The sequence below is a fragment of the Pseudomonas sp. LB3P31 genome (assembly GCF_054897945.1).
Genome location: NZ_CM142710.1, coordinates 1337657 through 1354541, shown reverse-complemented (window position 1 = coordinate 1354541; position 16885 = coordinate 1337657). Strand labels below are relative to the sequence as shown.

The window sequence follows — 16885 nt, the reverse complement described above, 5'->3', positions numbered from 1 at the left end:
ATGAAAAATACCCCAAAAAAAAGGGCGAACCCATCAGGTTCGCCCTTTTTGCTTAGTACGGAACTAGGTCACAGCTTGGCCTGCAACAGCGCCTCAAGCTTTTCCTGATCCCGGGCAAACTGACGAATCCCCTCAGCCAGCTTCTCGGTAGCCATCGCATCCTCGTTGGACAACCAACGGAACTGCGCTTCATTCAAGCTCAGGCGCGCCTCACCGGCCTGCCCAGGCGCCAGTTTACGCTCCAGCTTGCCAGTGTCCGCCGCCAGCTTGTCGATCAGCTCCGGGCTGATGGTCAGGCGATCACACCCGGCCAGTTGCTCGATCTGATTGAGATTACGGAAACTCGCACCCATGACCACAGTCTTGTAGTCATTGGCCTTGTAGTAATTGTAGATACGGGTAACCGACTGCACGCCCGGATCATCCGCGCCGGTGTAGTCGGTGCCATTGGCCTTCTTGTACCAGTCGTAGATGCGACCCACGAACGGCGAAATCAGGAACACTCCGGCATCGGCACAGGCCGCAGCCTGGGCGAAGGAGAACAGCAGGGTCAGGTTGGTCTGAATGCCTTCCTTCTCAAGAATCTCGGCGGCACGAATGCCTTCCCAAGTGGAAGCGATCTTGATCAGCACACGGTCACGGCCAACGCCGGCCTTGTCATACAGCTCGATCAGACGGTGCGCGCGCTTCAATACGGCGTCAGTGTCGAACGACAGGCGCGCATCCACTTCGGTGGAAATGCGTCCCGGTACCACCTTGAGAATTTCCTGCCCGACCGCCACGCCAAAACGATCACTGGCCAGGCCCACATCGCCCTTGCAGTCGTGCACGCAAGCATTCAACAGCTCGGCATAACCGGTGATGGCCGCAGCCTTCAGCAGCAGGGAAGGGTTGGTGGTAGCGTCTACCGGTTTGACACGAGCAATAGCTTCGAAGTCGCCAGTGTCAGCAACCACGGTCGTCATTTGTTTGAGTTGTTCCAGCTTGGAAGTCATGGGCGTGCTCTGTCCTTTGGATCTGATGACATTACCCGAGCGCTGACAGCCACTCAAGGGCGCATCTACCTATCGAAGGCCCCAGCGGCAACAACCTGAAAACGGCTGTTTGAAAGGTGGGGCGCGGTGTTGATAAATACGATGCCGAAATGGGGAACTGGTTCAACCAGTCTGACCGACAGCCATGGGAACCGCAGGAGCCGCAGGGCCGGAGCTGTGTAGGAGCTGTCGAGTAAAACGAGGCTGCGATCTTTTGATCCACCCAGCCTCAACAAATCCATCAACGCCCCTCCAGCAACTCCGCCGCCTGATCCAGCAACGCCAAAGGCTCCTTGGCTTTGTGAATATCCACCGACAACAACTGTCGAAACCGGCGCGCCCCAGGAAACCCCGTACCCAGCCCCAGCACATGCCGAGTGATATGGTGCATCGACCCACCCGCATCAATATGCGCCGCAATATAAGGCCGCAACTGCGCCAGCGCCTCAGCCCGGCTGATCACCGGCGCCGTACTGCCAAACAACTGTTGATCCACCTCAGCCATCACATAAGGATTGTGATACGCCTCACGCCCCAGCATCACGCCATCGAACGTCTGCAGATGCTCATGGCACGACTCCAGCGTCTTGATCCCGCCGTTAAGAATGATCTCCAGGTCCGGGAAATCAGTCTTCAACTGCGCCGCCACGTCATAGCGCAGTGGTGGAATATCCCGGTTCTCCTTCGGCGACAACCCCTCCAGAATCGCAATCCGCGCATGCACGGTAAAACTCGTGCACCCGGCATCCCGCACGGTGCCAACGAACTCGCACAACTGCTCGTAGCTGTCCCGGCCATTGATCCCGATCCGATGCTTCACCGTCACCGGAATTGACACCGCATCGCGCATCGCCTTCACACAATCCGCCACCAACTGCGGATGCCCCATCAGCACCGCACCAATCATATTGTTCTGCACCCGGTCACTCGGGCAGCCAACATTCAGGTTTACCTCGTCATACCCATGCTCCTGCGCCATGCGCGCGCACGCAGCGAGGTCCAGCGGCACACTGCCGCCGAGTTGCAGGGCAAGCGGGTGCTCGGCTTCGTTGTGACGCAGGAAACGCTCGTGATCGCCGTTGAGGAGGGCGCCGGTGGTGACCATTTCGGTATAGAGCAGGGCATGCTTGGAGAGCAGGCGCAGGAAGAAACGGCAGTGGCGGTCAGTCCAATCCATCATCGGCGCGACGGAAAAGCGGCGGGAGAGCGGGGCGGGCGTAGCAATGACTGAAAGCATTGAGGACATCTGGAATCGGCAGGGCTGGGAGACGGGAGTTTATCAGGGTTGCGCTGCCGAGACGTTGGGCGTGATGCCTTGGCTAGTGAAGGTGTCGCCCTACCTGCCGAACTCAACACCTCGGGCCCACATGTCACCAGTCTTCCGGACGTTCCGTACTCTGATGAAGTATCCGCAATATCTGCACTTGATCATGGGCTAAGCGGTAGGGGGCAATAAAGGGGAATTTCCCCAGTATCAACTCCCGAACATCCGGTGTTTGCGACGGGCGCCCGAGGCCGGTGAAGGTCTCAAGCTGCTCCAAAGCCTCAAAAATCTGGGCTATGACGACATGTGCCGATTTTGCTCCGAGGCGTGATTCGTAGTACTCGTGGATCGAGTCCAAATCACTCTCAGCTTTTTCCGTCATCGCAATTTTCGGCACGCTTAACCCACTTGGCTTTAATGGCACTGAGATCTTTCAATTTGCCTGCGTCGGCGTCTGCGATGCCTTCGGAAATCGCATTGATATGCCAGGACTCAGTTTCCACATAACGCGTCAGCGCGCGCTTGAGGTGGTACTGGCGATCACGGTCAGTGGCTTGCGACAGTTGATCAAGTTTTTCAACCAGTGTTTCCTCGACGCGAAATGACAGAACAGGCGAAGCCATAATGTCGTCCTCCAAGCTTTCTGTATACAACGTATACGAGTATCCAAAGAGTATACCCTTAAAGGTAGATCGGAAAGTGAGGTGTCGCTTTTCCTGACGGGGGGCACTGCTGCGCAGTCAAACGTAAGCTTCGCCAACTGCTACAAGGTTTGCGGGAAGTAAACACTGAACTCAGTCCCACCCTCCACACTGGATTTCACCGCAACATTCCCGCCATGCGCCTTGGCAATCTCCCTGACAATAAACAACCCCAGCCCGACACTGCGCACATCGCTGTCGCTCTCGGTACCGCGGGTCATGGGTTCGAACAGCACGTCGATCAAACTCTGCGGGATGGCCGGGCCTTCGTTGTGCACCGAGACGATGGCGGCGTGGTCTTCACGGCGCGAGGTGATGGTGATTGGCTGCTGCGGATCGCCATAGGCAACGGCGTTGGCGACCAGGTTGCCGATGATTTGCTGCACTCGGTCGGCGTCCAGCAGGGCAGTGCCGCTGCCGCTTTCCCGGTGGGTGAGGTTGGCGGCCGGAAAGGCGACGCGCAGTTCGTCGACGCTCAGGTGGGTAATGTGGTGCAGGTCTGCGGGCGCGATGCTGATGCCCAGACCCTGCCCGACGCGGGCGAGGGCGAAGTCCAGTAGGTCGGCGATCATCCGTTGGGCGCGCTCGGATGATTGGCTGATGTGGCCGAGCAGTTTGCTTTCCCTGGCGGTTCGCTCGCTGCGGGCGAGCATGTCTGCGGCCATTTTGATCGCGGTCAGTGGGTTTTTCAGGTCGTGGCTGACGATCGCGACCATTTGTTCGGCGAACTGCGCACGGCGCTGAGCCTTGTCGTAGGCGTCGCTCAGTTCGGCCTGAGCTTGCTTGAGCGCGGCTTCGGTGGCGGTTTTCTCATTGACCAAGGCTTCGGCGTGCTTGCGGGCGTGGAGCAGTTCGCGCTCGTATTTGTCGCGATCGGTGGTGCCGAACAGCGCCAGTTCGTAGAAAGGCCCGCTGGCATGCTCGCGGCGCACGCCGTTGAGCAGCATGGTGACGGTGTGTCGGTCGCGGTGCATCAGGTCGAGTTTTACTTCGGCCACCGAGCCCTGCATGCGCATCAGAGGGGCCCAGTGGGTTTGATGGAAGATGCGCCCACCCATGGTCAGCAACTCCTGGAAGCGCCGCCCGCACAGCTCGGCCTGGCTGAAGCCGACCCAGGTGCTGAATGTCTGGTTGGCGCGCAGGATGGTGCCATCTTCGCGAGTGACCACCAGGGCGCAGGGAGCGCCTTCGAACAGTGTCTCGGCAGTGGGTAGCGTCGACTCTTCAGACATCAGTACCGGCCCAGGGCTGCAGAAAGTTGTCCATGGCACTGGAGCAGGCACCGGGCGCGCTCATGTGCGGGCAGTGCCCCACGTTGTCAACCAGGCACAGCGTGCTGTTGGGCATAACGGCCTGCAGGTATTCACCCACGGCTATCGGTGCGATCAGGTCGTCGGTGGACTGCAGGATCAAGGTCGGCGTGGTCAGGCCGGCGACGTCCTGGCGGTTGTCGGACATGAACGTCGTGCGGGCAAACTGTTTGGCGATTTCCGGTTCGGTGCGGCAGAAGCTGTTGGTCAACTCTTCACTCAGGGCCGGTTGGCCCGGTGCGCCCATGATCACGGGGGCCATGGTGCTCGACCAGCCGAGGTAGTTGCTGTCGAGGGTGTCGAGCAGTGAGTGGATGTCTTCGAGCTTGAAGCCGCCGATGTAGTCATCGGAGTCGATGTAGCACGGCGACGGGCCGATCATCACGTGGGCGGCAATTCGATCCGGTATCTGACGATCGGCCAGGACGCCGATCATCGAGCTGACGGAATGCCCAACCAGGATCACCGGGCCGCAGGCGTACTGGTCGATGATCTCGTTGAGATCCCGGGCGTAACCCGCCAGCGAGTTGTACTTTTCCCGGTCGTAAGCACTGAGGTCTGACCGGCCGGCACCGACCAGGTCAAACATCACTACGCGAAAGCGCTCGGTGAAGTGCGGGTACAGGTAGTTCCACATACCCTGGTCGCAGCCGAATCCGTGGGACAGGATCAGCGTCGATGGACCGTCCCCCAGCACTTTTACGTTATTGCGATGCTGAAGGTCCATGCTCGATTCCAGGGCGGGCCAAAGTTAGTGGTGGCGCGCCCGGGAGTTTAGATAGTCAGGGCCGGAAGGTCACGTGTTAGCTACTTGCGAGTCGTGGACTTTGCTGCCGACGCAACGGTGGCACCGCTGCAGTTGATGTAGGGTGACGACTTCAGCCAGCGCTGGTCCGGATAGTACGAGAACAGCAACTGCCCATTTTTCATCGAATCAATCAACGGGCGGGCGACGGCGGGTCTGACTGCCGGGCAACCGAGGCTGCGACCGATGCGGCCATTGGCGCGGGCGAGCACCGGGCTGACGTATGGCGCACCATGGATGACGATCGCGCGGTCAAACGCGTTATCGTTAAAGCCCGGTTCCAGGCCTTCCATGCGCAGGGAATAACCGTTCTGCCCGACATAGCTGGCCTGGGTGCGATACAGGCCGATGCTGGTGGCAAAACTTTCGTTCTGGTTGGAAAAGTTGACCGCCATGTTCTCGCCGCTGTTGCGTCCATGGGCGACCAGTTCATGAAACAGCAATTTGCGCTTTTTTAGATCGAACACCCACAGGCGTTGTTCGGTCGAAGGCAGGGAGTAATCTATGACTGCCAGTCGTTGCGCCGGCGCTGCACCTTGGGCTTGGGTGCATTGTGAGGCGCGCACTGCCAGGTTTATAACGGTGGCGTTGGCATCAGGAGCCGCTTTGACGAGGGCGGCGGCAAGCGAATCGGCGTACGCTGCCGGTACTGAGAGGGATGTCAGCAGCAGGGCCGAGAAAAACAGACGAATGCGAGCTGGCGCCATAAAGATGTCTCATCGTGATAGGTTCGAGTCTAGCTGGTCGCGGGAAGCTAGCCGTTGAAATCGGGAGATTAAGGATTATCCATGGTGCAATTAACAAGGTTATTCGTCATAAGCCGCGTCTTTTTTATGGTCTTTCTGATCAGCGGTGCTGCTTACGCAGAAAGTTCGTCAATCGAGTCGACAATTGCACCCATCATCCAAAGGGATGCTGCAGCGGATGACAACGTCGGCCAGGCGATCCAGGCTAACCTGGCGCCGTTGAGTACTTCTTTTCCACCATTATTGACTGCGCGGCGCCACAAGCGCGTCGATGTCAGTCGCATGGTCCTGGATTTCTACTCCCATCGCGGCTATCGCGCGGCGTGGACTAATGAAGCCGATGCTGCCCAATTGTTCGCCAGCCTGCATGCCACTGAGGTCGATGGCTTGAACCCTGCAGACTTTCACATTGACGAGCTGGCACGTTCCCAGCCGTTGTTGCAGGGCCCGACCGCGACACCTGAACAGCGGGCGGCATTTGATATTGCCGCCACCCACACTTTCCTCACGGCGTTGCTGCAATTGCGCCGGGGCAAGGTCGACCCTTCGCGGCTGGATATCCACTGGAATTTCGACCCTTCGGATGTTGATCCCCGCGAAGACGTGAATAAGTTCTTCGTCGCCCTCAATACCCATGACGTGGCTGGCGCGTTTGCCCTGGCGCCGCCGCAAGAGTCGGTGTATCGGGGCTTGCGCGACGGTCTGGCGCAATTGCGCAAGGTCCGCGACGGCGGGGGCTGGCCAAAAGTTGCTGAAGGCCAGTCACTCAAGCCGGGCATGGATGAGCCAGCTGTCTCCCAACTGCGGGCGCGGTTGGTGGCCGGAGGGTTTCTCGAGCCGCGCCTGGTTCGTGGCACCAAGTACGACGGTGCTGTGAGTGCCGCAGTGAAAAAATTCCAGACTGAACAATATCTGGGCGCCGATGGCGTGGCCGGCGCGACTACCCTGGCGGCGCTGAATGTGCCTGTGGGTGCGCGCATCGATCAGGTGCGGGTAAACATGGAGCGGGCGCGCTGGCTGCTGTACAAGCTGCAAGGCACCTTTGTGATTGTCGATATCGCCGGCTATAAAGTGGCGATGTACCGCGATGGTAAGCCGATCTGGCGCTCCCGGGTGCAGGTGGGCAAACCGTTTCGCAATACGCCGGTGTTCCAGTCGGAAATCACCTACGTTACGTTCAACCCGACCTGGACTGTACCGCCAACGATTCTCAAGGAAGATGTGATCCCCAAGATCCAGCGCAATCCAGGTTACCTCGCCGCCAATCATATCCGCGTGATCGACCGCGAAGGCGCAGTGCTGGATCCGTCGAGCGTTGACTGGAGCAATCCGCGCGGCATCAATCTGCGTCAGGATGCCGGCCCCGACAGCTCGCTGGGGCAGGTAGTGATTCGGTTTCCCAACGATTACGCAATTTATCTGCACGACACGCCCCATCGCGAGTTGTTCTCCAAGAGCATGCGCGCCACCAGCTCGGGCTGCATCCGGGTAGAGAATCCGTTGCAGTTGGTTGAGCTTCTGTTCAACGACCCGGTGCGCTGGGACAGCGCCGGCATCCAGAAACAGCTGGCCAAGGGCAAGACCGAAAACATTCGGCTGCCGGTGAAAGTGCCGGTGCTATTGGCTTACTGGACGGTGGACTTGAGTAACGACGGTCGAGTGACGTTCAAACCCGATGTGTACGGCTATGATTCTGCCGTGCTGCGGGGGCTGAACCTGTCCTCGAAGTTACCCATTCTGGACTTGCTGCGGGCAGGAGCTCCCGCCATGGTGAACAACCCGAAATAAAGGGGGGCTGAAATATGGATGTTGCGCAGAAAACCACGGAGCTGGTCAAAGGTCCGCTACAAGTGCATGACTTGGATGAGTGTCGCAATATAAATAGCGGGGCGGTGTTTATCATCGCTTCGGGTGCGTCAGCGAAAGACTTTCCGTTGGAAAAATACGCGGATGTGCCGATGATCACCATGAACGGTGCCATCTCAATGTTCATCGGGACGGGCATCAAGCCACACTTTTTCATGTGTTCGGATGACGCTTTCTACAGGGAGCAGCCCCGACTGTTTTCCGAAGCCATGCGCATCAGCCAGCGAGTCGCGGTGCCGCAAAGTCATACTCATTATCAAGGACTGAACCCCAGGGGTGATCTGTATCTACTGACCCGTGCACCCAAACTGGCGTGGTTCGATCTGTTGGGGCCGCGCGACAAGGAGTTGATCAGGAGCCGAAAGCTGGGAGCGGGGCGCAATCGCAGCCTGGGGTTCAGCAAGAATCTCAAACGCGGGTTTTTTGATGCGCGGACGGTGGCTTATGTGGCGTTGCAGATCGCTTACCACCTGGGGTTCAACAAGGTATTTCTGGTGGGCGTGGATCTTGATCAGTCGGTAAAGCGCTTTTATGAAACTCCAGGCGGCTTTGTGTCGCCCTGCACGCTGGACGACCATTTACAGACGCGCATTCTGCCTTCGTTCAGGATCATGTCGAAGTACGTGATGAACAAGGACTTTCAGGTCTACAACCTTTCCGAAACATCGAGGATTCCTGCCGCGCTGGTTCCTCGGGTCACCTACGGCGAAGTCGACCGTATCATTCGCGGCTGAACTAACCAGCGCAAGCAGCCGAAATCATCGGCTGCCTTTACGCGTTCAGCTGCCCGTGCCGCCGCCTGCGCCACCGGTTCCGCCGCCAGGTGCGCCGGTGCCACCGCCTGCACCGGAACCGCTGGTGCCGCCATTGGTGCCGGTGCCGGTGCCGCCGCCAGTGCTGCCACTACCGGTTGCTGGGGTCGAACTGCTGTTGCTGCCTCCAGAGGTGCCGGATGGCGCGCCAGGGTTGTTATTGGGTGCCATGGTCGAGCCGCCAGTCGAGCCCGATTTGGTCCCGGTTGCATCAGCGCCGTCGCCGGACGCTGCATAAGCGCCGAGCGAAGCCGCCGACAGCAAGCCAGCCAGAACCAGTGAAGTGATCTTCAGATTGTTCATGGTACGTCTCCAGTAAATGAGTCGTTACCTGATGTTGGGGTGAAGGGCAGGGCAGTTGGTGCCGACTGGATGACGAGTGGTCATCTCAGGCGAATGCAGCGCGAACCAGGCTCATGGCCGAATTAGCCGCACCAGCCGATCTCGACGCAACCCCGCACACACGCGGCTGTCACACCCAAGACATCTCGGCATCAGGAGCGCCGGCCCATGAAAAAAATGCGAATCGCCACTTTCAACGTTAATGGCATGCGCGCCCGGCTGCCAAACCTGCTGGCGTGGCTGGAACGCGAACAACCAGACATCGTCTGCCTGCAGGAGCTCAAGTCGGTGGACAGCGCGTTCCCTGCAGCCGAACTTGAAGCTGCCGGATATGGTGCGATCTGGCAGGGCCAGTCTTCGTGGAACGGGGTGGCGATCCTGGCGCGGGATGCCCAGCCGCTGGAAAGTCGGCGCGGGCTGCCCGGCGACGACAGCGATACCCACAGCCGCTACATCGAGGCCGCCGTGCATGGGGTGCTGGTGGGTTGTCTGTATCTACCCAATGGCAACCCGCAACCGGGGCCGAAGTTCGACTACAAGCTGGCGTGGTTCGAGCGACTGATCGCCTACGCCAAAGACCTCCAGGCCAGTGACCATCCGGTGGTGCTGGCCGGTGACTACAACGTCGTGCCTACCGACATGGATATCTACAACACGCGCTCCTGGCTCAAGGACGCCTTGCTGCAGCCGGAAAGTCGCGAGTGCTATCAGCGGATGCTCGACCAGGGCTGGACCGACTCCCTGCGTCACCTTTACCCGCAGGACCGGCTCTACACGTTCTGGGATTATTTCCGCCAGCACTGGCAGAAGAACTCGGGGCTGCGCATCGACCACCTGTTGCTCAACCCGGCGTTGAGTCCATACCTGCAGGAAGCCGGGGTGGATGCCTGGGTGCGCAATGAGCCGCATGCCAGCGACCATGCCCCGACGTGGATTCGCCTCGGCTCGCGCAAGCGTTGAGTTCTTTTGCAGGCCGATTGGCGAAATCAATTGTCGGTCCAGGGGCCTTTTCGCCTATACCTGTCGCCCATCGGCGGAGCGATCCGCGGCATTGGGATAAGGACTGAGCAATGAGCGAGCCCCGCCTGACAAATCTTGCGCACTATCTGCAACGCCTGGGTTTCGACGCGCCCCCTGCGCCGACCCTAGAAACCCTGCGTCAGCTGCAGCTGCGGCACACCGGGGTGTTCCCCTTCGAAAACCTGGCCACGCTGGCCGGCGAACCGGTGCTGATCGACCTGCCGTCCATCGAACACAAACTGCTGCAGGAAAATCGCGGCGGCTACTGCTACGAACTCAACCATATTTTTCTGGCGCTGCTTCAGGAACTGGGCTTCGATGCGCGCGGCATCACTGGCCGAGTGGTGATGGGCCAGCCCGAGGGCGCGTGGACCGCTCGCACGCACCGCTTGAGCGTGGTGCATCTTGACGGAGTGCGATACATCACTGACGTCGGCTTCGGTGGCATGGTGCCCACTGCGCCGCTTCTCCTCGACTCCCCGGCTGAACAGCCCACCCCGCATGAACCCTATCGGATCGAGCAGCACGCGGATGGCTTCACTTTACGTGCCAAGGTCGCCGGCGAATGGCGGCCGATGTACATATTTGACCTGCAGCGCCAGGAAGACGTCGATTACGCAGTCGGCAACTGGTACGTCTCGACTCACCCCGAATCGTCTTTTGCCAAACAACTGATGGTCGCGCGTACCGGTGACGGGTGGCGGCGTACCCTCAACAACGGAAGCTTTGCGATCCACCGGATTGGGCAGCACAGCGAGCGGCGTGACGTGGCGGACGTGCAAGAGCTGGTCAGCTTGTTGCAGCACGAATTCGGTATTCAGGTGCCAGTGCATGTGGGGCTGAGGCAGGCACTCGCCCGCTTGATCGGGGGCGAGTAGCGAAGGCTCCTTCAGCACCCGGTCTCGGCAGCGGGCTCAAGGTTTCAGCACGCGATGAAGCTCGCTCAGCGCCTCTGCCAGCTTTTTCTCCACGTTCTGCAGTTCAGAGGCCGTGAGCCCTTCCTTGAAATGCCCGGCATTGACGATGGCGCTGTGCGGGTCAGGCTCGGCGACGTTGACTTTTACACTGAGCAACGCCTGGCGCAAAGTGTTGTTGATCACCGTTTGATAACCATAGCCCTCGCTTTCGGCCAGGGCTCGAGCCGCCGCGATGACGACATCGTCGAGCATGATGGTGATCCGGGTTTTCCCCTTGGTAGAAGCAATCGCTCCGCGCTTGGCATTGCTGAAGTCGTACTCGTTTTTCATGGCTCAGGTTTCCATATATTTGCCGCGCTCAGTTTTGGTAGCCAGTCGCGCAGAGATGATTCGAACGAAATTCGGATCGCGGTAGGTGTAGGCGACCACCAGCAAGCGGCCCTTTGCATCCATGCCCATGATGACCCACCGGTTTTCGTCATGGTCCCGGTCCTGCACCGTCAGCGCTCGTTCGTCGTAAAACACGACCTCCGTTTCGGCGAGGCTGATGCCCCGATGCTTTAATTTGTTGGCCGCGTTTTTTGCCTTGTCGTACTGAATTTCGAATAAGTCCATTATGCATACTTTATATGTATTGGCTAGAGGCGTCCGTGCCGATGGTCGCGTGGAATGCAAAAGACTAGCGGGGCAAGGGAAATGAGCCGGGCAAGATTTGTTTGCGGATTTTGCCGGCAAAGGCAACGCAGGCGGGGGTGGCGTGGACGGGTGTCCATTATCTGACTGGTGAGTTGTATACAACTCTATAGACATTTGTCCTGAGTCTTGCATACAGTGTGCGCATAACAAAAAACCAGGGAACCCCCCAATCATGAAAACGCCCCATGTTTCACACCAACGTCCCGAAGATGAAAATCTTGGGGTCGGCGCGAATATGGCTTATGGCCTGCAACACGTTCTGACCATGTACGGTGGCATCGTCGCAGTGCCGTTGATCATCGGCCAGGCGGCCGGGCTCTCGCCGGCGGACATTGGTTTGTTGATTGCCGCTTCATTGTTTGCAGGGGGCCTGGCAACGCTGTTGCAGACCCTTGGTCTACCGTTTTTTGGCTGTCAGTTGCCGCTGGTCCAGGGCGTGTCGTTCTCCGGCGTCGCGACCATGGTGGCGATCGTCAGCAGTGGCGGGGAGGGCGGGTTCCAGTCGATCCTGGGGGCGGTGATGGCCGCGTCGCTGATTGGCTTACTGATAACCCCGGTGTTCTCGCGTATTACCAAGTTCTTCCCGCCGCTGGTCACCGGCATTGTGATCACAACGATTGGCCTGACGCTGATGCCAGTGGCAGCGCGCTGGGCCATGGGTGGCAACAGCCATGCACCGGATTTCGGCAGCATGGCGAACATCGGTCTGGCGGCGTTGACGCTGATGCTGGTACTGCTGCTGAGCAAGATTGGCAGCGCGACCATCTCGCGCCTGTCGATCCTGCTGGCCATGGTCATCGGCACGTTAATCGCGGTGTTCCTCGGTATGGCCGACTTCTCGTCCGTGGCCCAGGGCCCGATGTTCGGCTTCCCGACGCCGTTCCACTTCGGCATGCCGACCTTCCACTTCGCCGCGATCCTGTCGATGTGCATCGTGGTCATGGTGACCTTGGTGGAAACTTCCGCCGATATCCTTGCCGTGGGTGAGATCATCGAAACCAAGGTCGACTCCAAGCGGCTGGGCAACGGCCTGCGTGCCGACATGCTGTCGAGCATGATCGCGCCGATCTTTGGCTCTTTCACCCAGAGCGCATTCGCCCAGAACGTCGGGTTGGTGGCGGTGACCGGAATCAAGAGCCGCTTTGTGGTGGCGACGGGTGGACTGTTCCTGGTGGTCCTTGGCCTGTTGCCCTTCATGGGACGGGTGATTGCCGCAGTCCCGACCTCGGTGCTCGGCGGTGCCGGTATTGTGCTGTTCGGCACTGTGGCGGCCAGTGGCATCCGTACGCTGTCCAAGGTTGACTATCGCAACAACGTCAACCTGATCATTGTCGCGACATCGATCGGTTTCGGCATGATCCCGATCGCTGCGCCGAACTTTTACGATCATTTCCCAAGCTGGTTTGCGACCATCTTCCACTCGGGCATCAGCTCCTCGGCGATCATGGCGATCGTGCTCAACCTGGCCTTCAACCACCTGACCGCAGGCAACTCGGATCAGCAGTCGGTGTTTGCTGCGGGTACCGAGCGGGTGCTGCGTTATCAGGATCTGGCGGCGTTGCGTGAAGGGGATTACTTCAGCGATGGCAAGCTGCATGACTGCGACGGCAAGGAGATCCCGGTGGTTGAGGTTGACCATGGGCATGGGGAGCCGCGGGCGGTGCCTGTCAAGACGGGTGAGCATGTTTAGCAGATAAAGGCTGTAGATCAAAAGATCGCAGCCTTCGGCAGCTCCTACAGGGTGCACGTCAATCCGTGTAGGAGCTGCCGAAGGCTGCGATCTTTTGACATTAAGACGTAAGCAACACCCACAAAAAAGCCCCTGAACCTTTCGATTCAGGGGCTTTCCGGTTTTTGCTGTCTGGCTCCACGACCTGGACTCGAACCAGGGACCCAGTGATTAACAGAGACTTGTTCTGATATTTCATGAGCTTTCAGGGTATTTCAATATCCCTGTTTCTAAAGGGTTTAATGGGTTTGCAAGCTCTTGAAATATCAAAATGTCCGCTGGACTTTCATTCATTCGTTGAGCAAAGTGTTGAGCAGTTATCAGCTGCTCAACACTGGATGGTGCTTTATGGGTTACAGCGATACAGCTCTGCGCGGCTGGCGTAAGACGGGCGTGATCAGGAAGCAGGGTCAGGAAGTCGTAGCGAAAACACTTTCTGAGCCAGCTGGACCTAAAGGTGCAGGAAGCCTGCTGTTGGAGCGTAGGAGCGCGGAAGCGGTCGAGGTCTACTTGGCAATGCGGGTTGGGGGCACTCAGCGGCGAATCAAGCTTGGAGGCCTTTTCGATATTGGGGCCGGCGGGCGAGATTTAGGCATTGCGTACTGGCGGGAGGAAGTCGCGAGAGTATCGGGTGAGGTCCGCCAGCATGGTGATATTGACCACTACGAGGAGCACCTTCGCCAGAGCAAAATAACAGCACAAAAGCGCATCGATACCGAGGCGGCTCGAGCCTCACTAGCGGATCTTTTTGCAGATTACATTGAGGATCGCCGCGATAAAGTATCTGCAGATCAGTTGGCGAAGTTCGAGCGATTTTTGGAGGTCGATCTGCAGGAGCGTAGCGCCTCAATATCCGGACTGAAAGCGCGTGATGTTCTTCCCGGGCATGTGCTGGAAATCTTGAGAAAGGCTTGGGATCGTGGTGCAAAGGGGCTTGCAGACAAGCAGCGTGCTTGGCTTCATGCGGCATTTGCCTTCGGTCTGAAAGCGGAGCATTCGCTCGCTCGCGCAAGCGCCAAAACTTTCGGACTGACATCGAATCCGGTTGCTCTCCTACCCAAGGAGTACGTACCCACACCAGGTACTCGTACGCTGACAGATCAGGAGTTGCAACATTTCTGGGGAACCATCACCGAGATATCGACAGTTGGGCCGGTCATGGCTCGACTCTTCCAGTTCATCATCGCGCTGGGCGGGCAGCGCGTCGATCAAGTGACGCGAGAACCGTGGGAGAGCTACGACTTCGAGGCTCGAACCCTTCGATTAATCGACGCAAAAGGTAGGGGAGGGGTACGGCGCGTGCACCTGGTGCCGTTGACCGAGCGAGCTCTCGCTATTTTAGCCGAGGTTAAAGAAATAACTGGCAAGCACAAATGGCCCTGGACGACCACTGGCCGGTCTCCAATCAATGTGAGTAGCCCAGTCCACGCCGTTTCAACTTGGTTAGATACTGAGCACGGCAAGCTGGATGGCAAGCAAGTTGAGAGATTTGGACCACGCGATTTACGCCGAACCTGTAGTCAAATGATGCAGCGGAATGGTGTTGAGGATCGGCTAAGCGATCTGCTTCAGTCGCATGGTGTGAGCGGGGTGGTAGCGGCACATTATAGAAATAACCCAGAAGCTTACCTACCTGAGAAACGTCGAGCAGTTGAACAATTTGAGCGTGCACTTTCTAAAATTCTGGTCACAGGCAAGGCTCCTGAAAAAAAATAACTACCGTTCCTACGAAGTCCGCTTGATCAAATATGATCAAGCGGATTTTTTTATGGGTCGACTGCTGTGATCGGGAATTCTCTAATGATTTGGTCATAAACTAGCCTCCATGAAGCGGCTAGGCATGCTCAAAAAATTCATGTCCGAACTACTAGGTATGCCTACAGCCCGCATACATATTGATCTGGCAGTTTTTAAGTCGTGTGAAAGTTGGCTTTTCAGATTTTTGTTGGGTCCGGCTTTGGGGTGAGCCTTTTTAGATTTTTCGATTGATCATATTTGATCAATCGAAAAAGTCATGTCTGTTTTCATTGATAAAGTGTGCAGTTCGAAGTGGCGTTTAGTCTCCGTTAGTGCACTTGCCATTCTCTTAGATTGTCTTCAGAATTGGTTCCAGAAGAAAACTCTAGAGCTTTCTCTAACTTCAATTTTCGTCTTGCGCTGGATGTCCGGTCGCTCAGAGGGCTGTTATGAAAACACAATTAATTGAGGAGTGGCGTCCCGCTGCTTTTTTTCATGGTCGGTATCAAGTCAGCGCTACCACTTGGTGGCGCTTGAGCAAGGTCGAAGCCTTTCCCGCACCGATCCGCATTGGTCGGCGGGTGCGTTGGAGCGTTTCTGAGTGCGATGCTTTCGTCCTAACTAACCGCGGATAGTTGAGGCTTAGCTTGCAAGCTCTGATGGCTAATCTTTGTCCATCAGTGACGCCATTGATCATATTTGATCATCCGGTCTAATAATGTTGATGCTGGTTAATCATATTTGATCAATCGATCTAATAGTTAAGATACTCGTTGCTCATATTTGAGTAAGCGGACAATGTTTTCTGCCTGGGACAATCGAAGTATGGCTAAAGGAGCGAGCATGCTCTGTTCAAAAAACTATTAAACAAAAAAGCCTGGCAGCACTACCTGGCAGGAACTTTTACTAACTTCAGCACCTGATGAGGGATTCAGATGAGCACATCAAATTTGATCAATCTACATCGTGATAATGTCACCACCACCCTGGATGCACAAACGATCTTGACTCCGCAGGTCGTTCTAAAATTGGTGCTGTACGGGAGTGACAAATGAGCGACGACAAACTCCAACAGATCGTGGATGCGGGAGCTCGTGGAGACTGGGACGAGTACGACCGCCTGCTGACCGAACAGGAAAATGCAGACTGGGCGCCTGAGCTTCTGAATCGGGCTGTGGACGTAGCTACACAATATGGCTGCATGCTGGAGCGATCGGTCGATGGTCTTGGCACTGGGCCAAATAACATGGGCGGGATCCGGATCACCGAGCGCGAGACAGGCCGTATCGTCGCTGGCCGGCAATACGAACTGCAACCTGCTGGCGTTCTTGCGCATTTCAGGATCGAACTGTGAATGCCTTGGCGGCCCAGCCGGGTTCCTGTGTCCCCGGTTGACCAAGCAGCGTACGGCTCGCCGCCTTTATTGCTTGGTCGCAACAGCGTTAGCCCTAACAGACAAATGGTGACTATCATGCAAACCGCTCAAATCATTCCATTCTGCTTTGAATCCCGCGAAGTCGGTCCCTCGCACTCCGCAATCTTTCGCAGCCGCATCATCGTCATCAGCAGCCGCACGCTGGGCGAAATGCTGGACTGCCACAACGAAACCTACACCTTCCTGCGCGCTACCGGGGCTGTCGAGCACCGCGCGGGGGATGGTGTGCTGCTTGCTATCAGCATCAACAGTAAACACTACATGGATCGTCTGATCGATCCGGTGCCCGTTCGACCTGGTGCTGTCAGTACATCGCGACGCAGGGTCGAAGCCCTCCCGCGCACGATCCGCCATAAGGAGGGCACAAAAAAAACGCTTTTAAGGCGTCGTGCGCCGATGTCTATCCGGGCGACCAAACCCGATCAGCGAATTTGCGGTGACGAGTGAACAGTAACCACCGAACGATAAGGC

Annotated in this window: 18 protein-coding genes; 8 read left to right on the top strand and 10 right to left on the bottom strand. The window is 57.6% G+C overall.

The window, feature by feature from the left end:
• Positions 1-68 precede the first annotated feature (68 nt).
• From tal to ACYZTK_RS06075, 7 genes are all read right to left on the bottom strand, one after another.
• Positions 69-995 carry a transaldolase gene (gene tal / locus ACYZTK_RS06105; RefSeq protein ID WP_462013622.1) on the bottom strand — a complete coding sequence of 309 codons (927 nt, stop codon included), beginning with the start codon at positions 993-995 and terminating at the stop codon, positions 69-71.
• Positions 996-1275: 280 nt separating this feature from the next.
• Complete coding sequence (dusA, locus tag ACYZTK_RS06100) at positions 1276-2271, bottom strand: tRNA dihydrouridine(20/20a) synthase DusA (protein WP_462013621.1); 996 nt, start codon at positions 2269-2271, stop codon at positions 1276-1278.
• Positions 2272-2404: 133 nt separating this feature from the next.
• On the bottom strand, positions 2405-2695 hold the full coding sequence (locus ACYZTK_RS06095; protein ID WP_462013620.1) for a type II toxin-antitoxin system RelE/ParE family toxin: 291 nt from the start codon (positions 2693-2695) through the stop codon (positions 2405-2407).
• Positions 2664-2921, bottom strand: a complete 258-nt coding sequence (locus tag ACYZTK_RS06090; RefSeq protein WP_462013619.1) for a CopG family ribbon-helix-helix protein — start codon at positions 2919-2921, stop codon at positions 2664-2666. The genes ACYZTK_RS06095 and ACYZTK_RS06090 overlap by 32 nt, the downstream gene beginning before the upstream one ends.
• A 140-nt stretch (positions 2922-3061) precedes the next feature.
• Positions 3062-4231, bottom strand: coding sequence for a PAS domain-containing sensor histidine kinase (locus ACYZTK_RS06085; RefSeq protein ID WP_462013618.1), 1170 nt, complete (start codon positions 4229-4231; stop codon positions 3062-3064).
• Positions 4224-5036: an alpha/beta fold hydrolase gene (locus ACYZTK_RS06080; RefSeq protein WP_462013617.1), complete on the bottom strand. Its 813-nt coding sequence runs from the start codon at positions 5034-5036 to the stop codon at positions 4224-4226. The genes ACYZTK_RS06085 and ACYZTK_RS06080 overlap by 8 nt, the downstream gene beginning before the upstream one ends.
• A gap of 80 nt (positions 5037-5116) precedes the next feature.
• A complete protein-coding gene (locus ACYZTK_RS06075) occupies positions 5117-5821 on the bottom strand; it encodes a murein L,D-transpeptidase catalytic domain family protein (protein WP_462013616.1) in 705 nt (234 codons plus the stop codon).
• Positions 5822-5902: 81 nt separating this feature from the next.
• Between ACYZTK_RS06075 and ACYZTK_RS06070 the strand changes: the two genes are divergently transcribed.
• Together ACYZTK_RS06070 and ACYZTK_RS06065 are read left to right on the top strand one after the other, a co-directional pair.
• Complete coding sequence (locus tag ACYZTK_RS06070; RefSeq protein ID WP_462013615.1) at positions 5903-7648, top strand: L,D-transpeptidase family protein; 1746 nt, start codon at positions 5903-5905, stop codon at positions 7646-7648.
• Positions 7649-7662: 14 nt separating this feature from the next.
• The gene (locus ACYZTK_RS06065; RefSeq protein ID WP_462013614.1) at positions 7663-8460 is read left to right on the top strand and encodes a lipopolysaccharide biosynthesis protein; all 798 of its coding nucleotides are present in this window, start codon (positions 7663-7665) and stop codon (positions 8458-8460) included.
• 45 nt (positions 8461-8505) lie between these two features.
• Here ACYZTK_RS06065 and ACYZTK_RS06060 read toward each other — a convergent pair whose 3' ends face one another.
• A complete protein-coding gene (locus ACYZTK_RS06060; RefSeq protein WP_462013613.1) occupies positions 8506-8841 on the bottom strand; it encodes a hypothetical protein in 336 nt (111 codons plus the stop codon).
• 207 nt (positions 8842-9048) lie between these two features.
• On the opposite strand from ACYZTK_RS06060, the gene xth reads away from it, so the two are divergent.
• Positions 9049-9840: an exodeoxyribonuclease III gene (gene xth / locus ACYZTK_RS06055; RefSeq protein WP_462013612.1), complete on the top strand. Its 792-nt coding sequence runs from the start codon at positions 9049-9051 to the stop codon at positions 9838-9840.
• Between the two features lie 110 nt (positions 9841-9950).
• Positions 9951-10778: an arylamine N-acetyltransferase family protein gene (locus tag ACYZTK_RS06050; RefSeq protein ID WP_462013611.1), complete on the top strand. Its 828-nt coding sequence runs from the start codon at positions 9951-9953 to the stop codon at positions 10776-10778.
• Between the two features lie 36 nt (positions 10779-10814).
• On the opposite strand, the gene ACYZTK_RS06045 is transcribed toward ACYZTK_RS06050, so the two are convergent.
• Entirely contained in the window at positions 10815-11147 is a 333-nt protein-coding gene (locus ACYZTK_RS06045) for a BrnA antitoxin family protein (RefSeq protein ID WP_462013610.1), read from the bottom strand.
• A 3-nt stretch (positions 11148-11150) separates the two neighbouring features.
• Positions 11151-11432, bottom strand: coding sequence for a BrnT family toxin (locus tag ACYZTK_RS06040; protein WP_462013609.1), 282 nt, complete (start codon positions 11430-11432; stop codon positions 11151-11153).
• Positions 11433-11685: 253 nt separating this feature from the next.
• On the opposite strand from ACYZTK_RS06040, the gene ACYZTK_RS06035 reads away from it, so the two are divergent.
• The 4 genes from ACYZTK_RS06035 to ACYZTK_RS06020 all read left to right on the top strand — a co-directional run bounded on the left by ACYZTK_RS06035 (position 11686) and on the right by ACYZTK_RS06020 (position 16861).
• Complete coding sequence (locus ACYZTK_RS06035) at positions 11686-13203, top strand: nucleobase:cation symporter-2 family protein (RefSeq protein WP_462013608.1); 1518 nt, start codon at positions 11686-11688, stop codon at positions 13201-13203.
• Between the two features lie 297 nt (positions 13204-13500).
• The gene (locus ACYZTK_RS06030; protein ID WP_462013607.1) at positions 13501-14958 is read left to right on the top strand and encodes a site-specific integrase; all 1458 of its coding nucleotides are present in this window, start codon (positions 13501-13503) and stop codon (positions 14956-14958) included.
• Positions 14959-16030: 1072 nt separating this feature from the next.
• Entirely contained in the window at positions 16031-16333 is a 303-nt protein-coding gene (locus ACYZTK_RS06025; protein WP_462013606.1) for a hypothetical protein, read from the top strand.
• 117 nt (positions 16334-16450) lie between these two features.
• Positions 16451-16861 (top strand): hypothetical protein, encoded by a 411-nt coding sequence (locus ACYZTK_RS06020; RefSeq protein WP_462013605.1) that lies wholly within the window; start codon positions 16451-16453, stop codon positions 16859-16861.
• Positions 16862-16885: the final 24 nt, after the last annotated feature.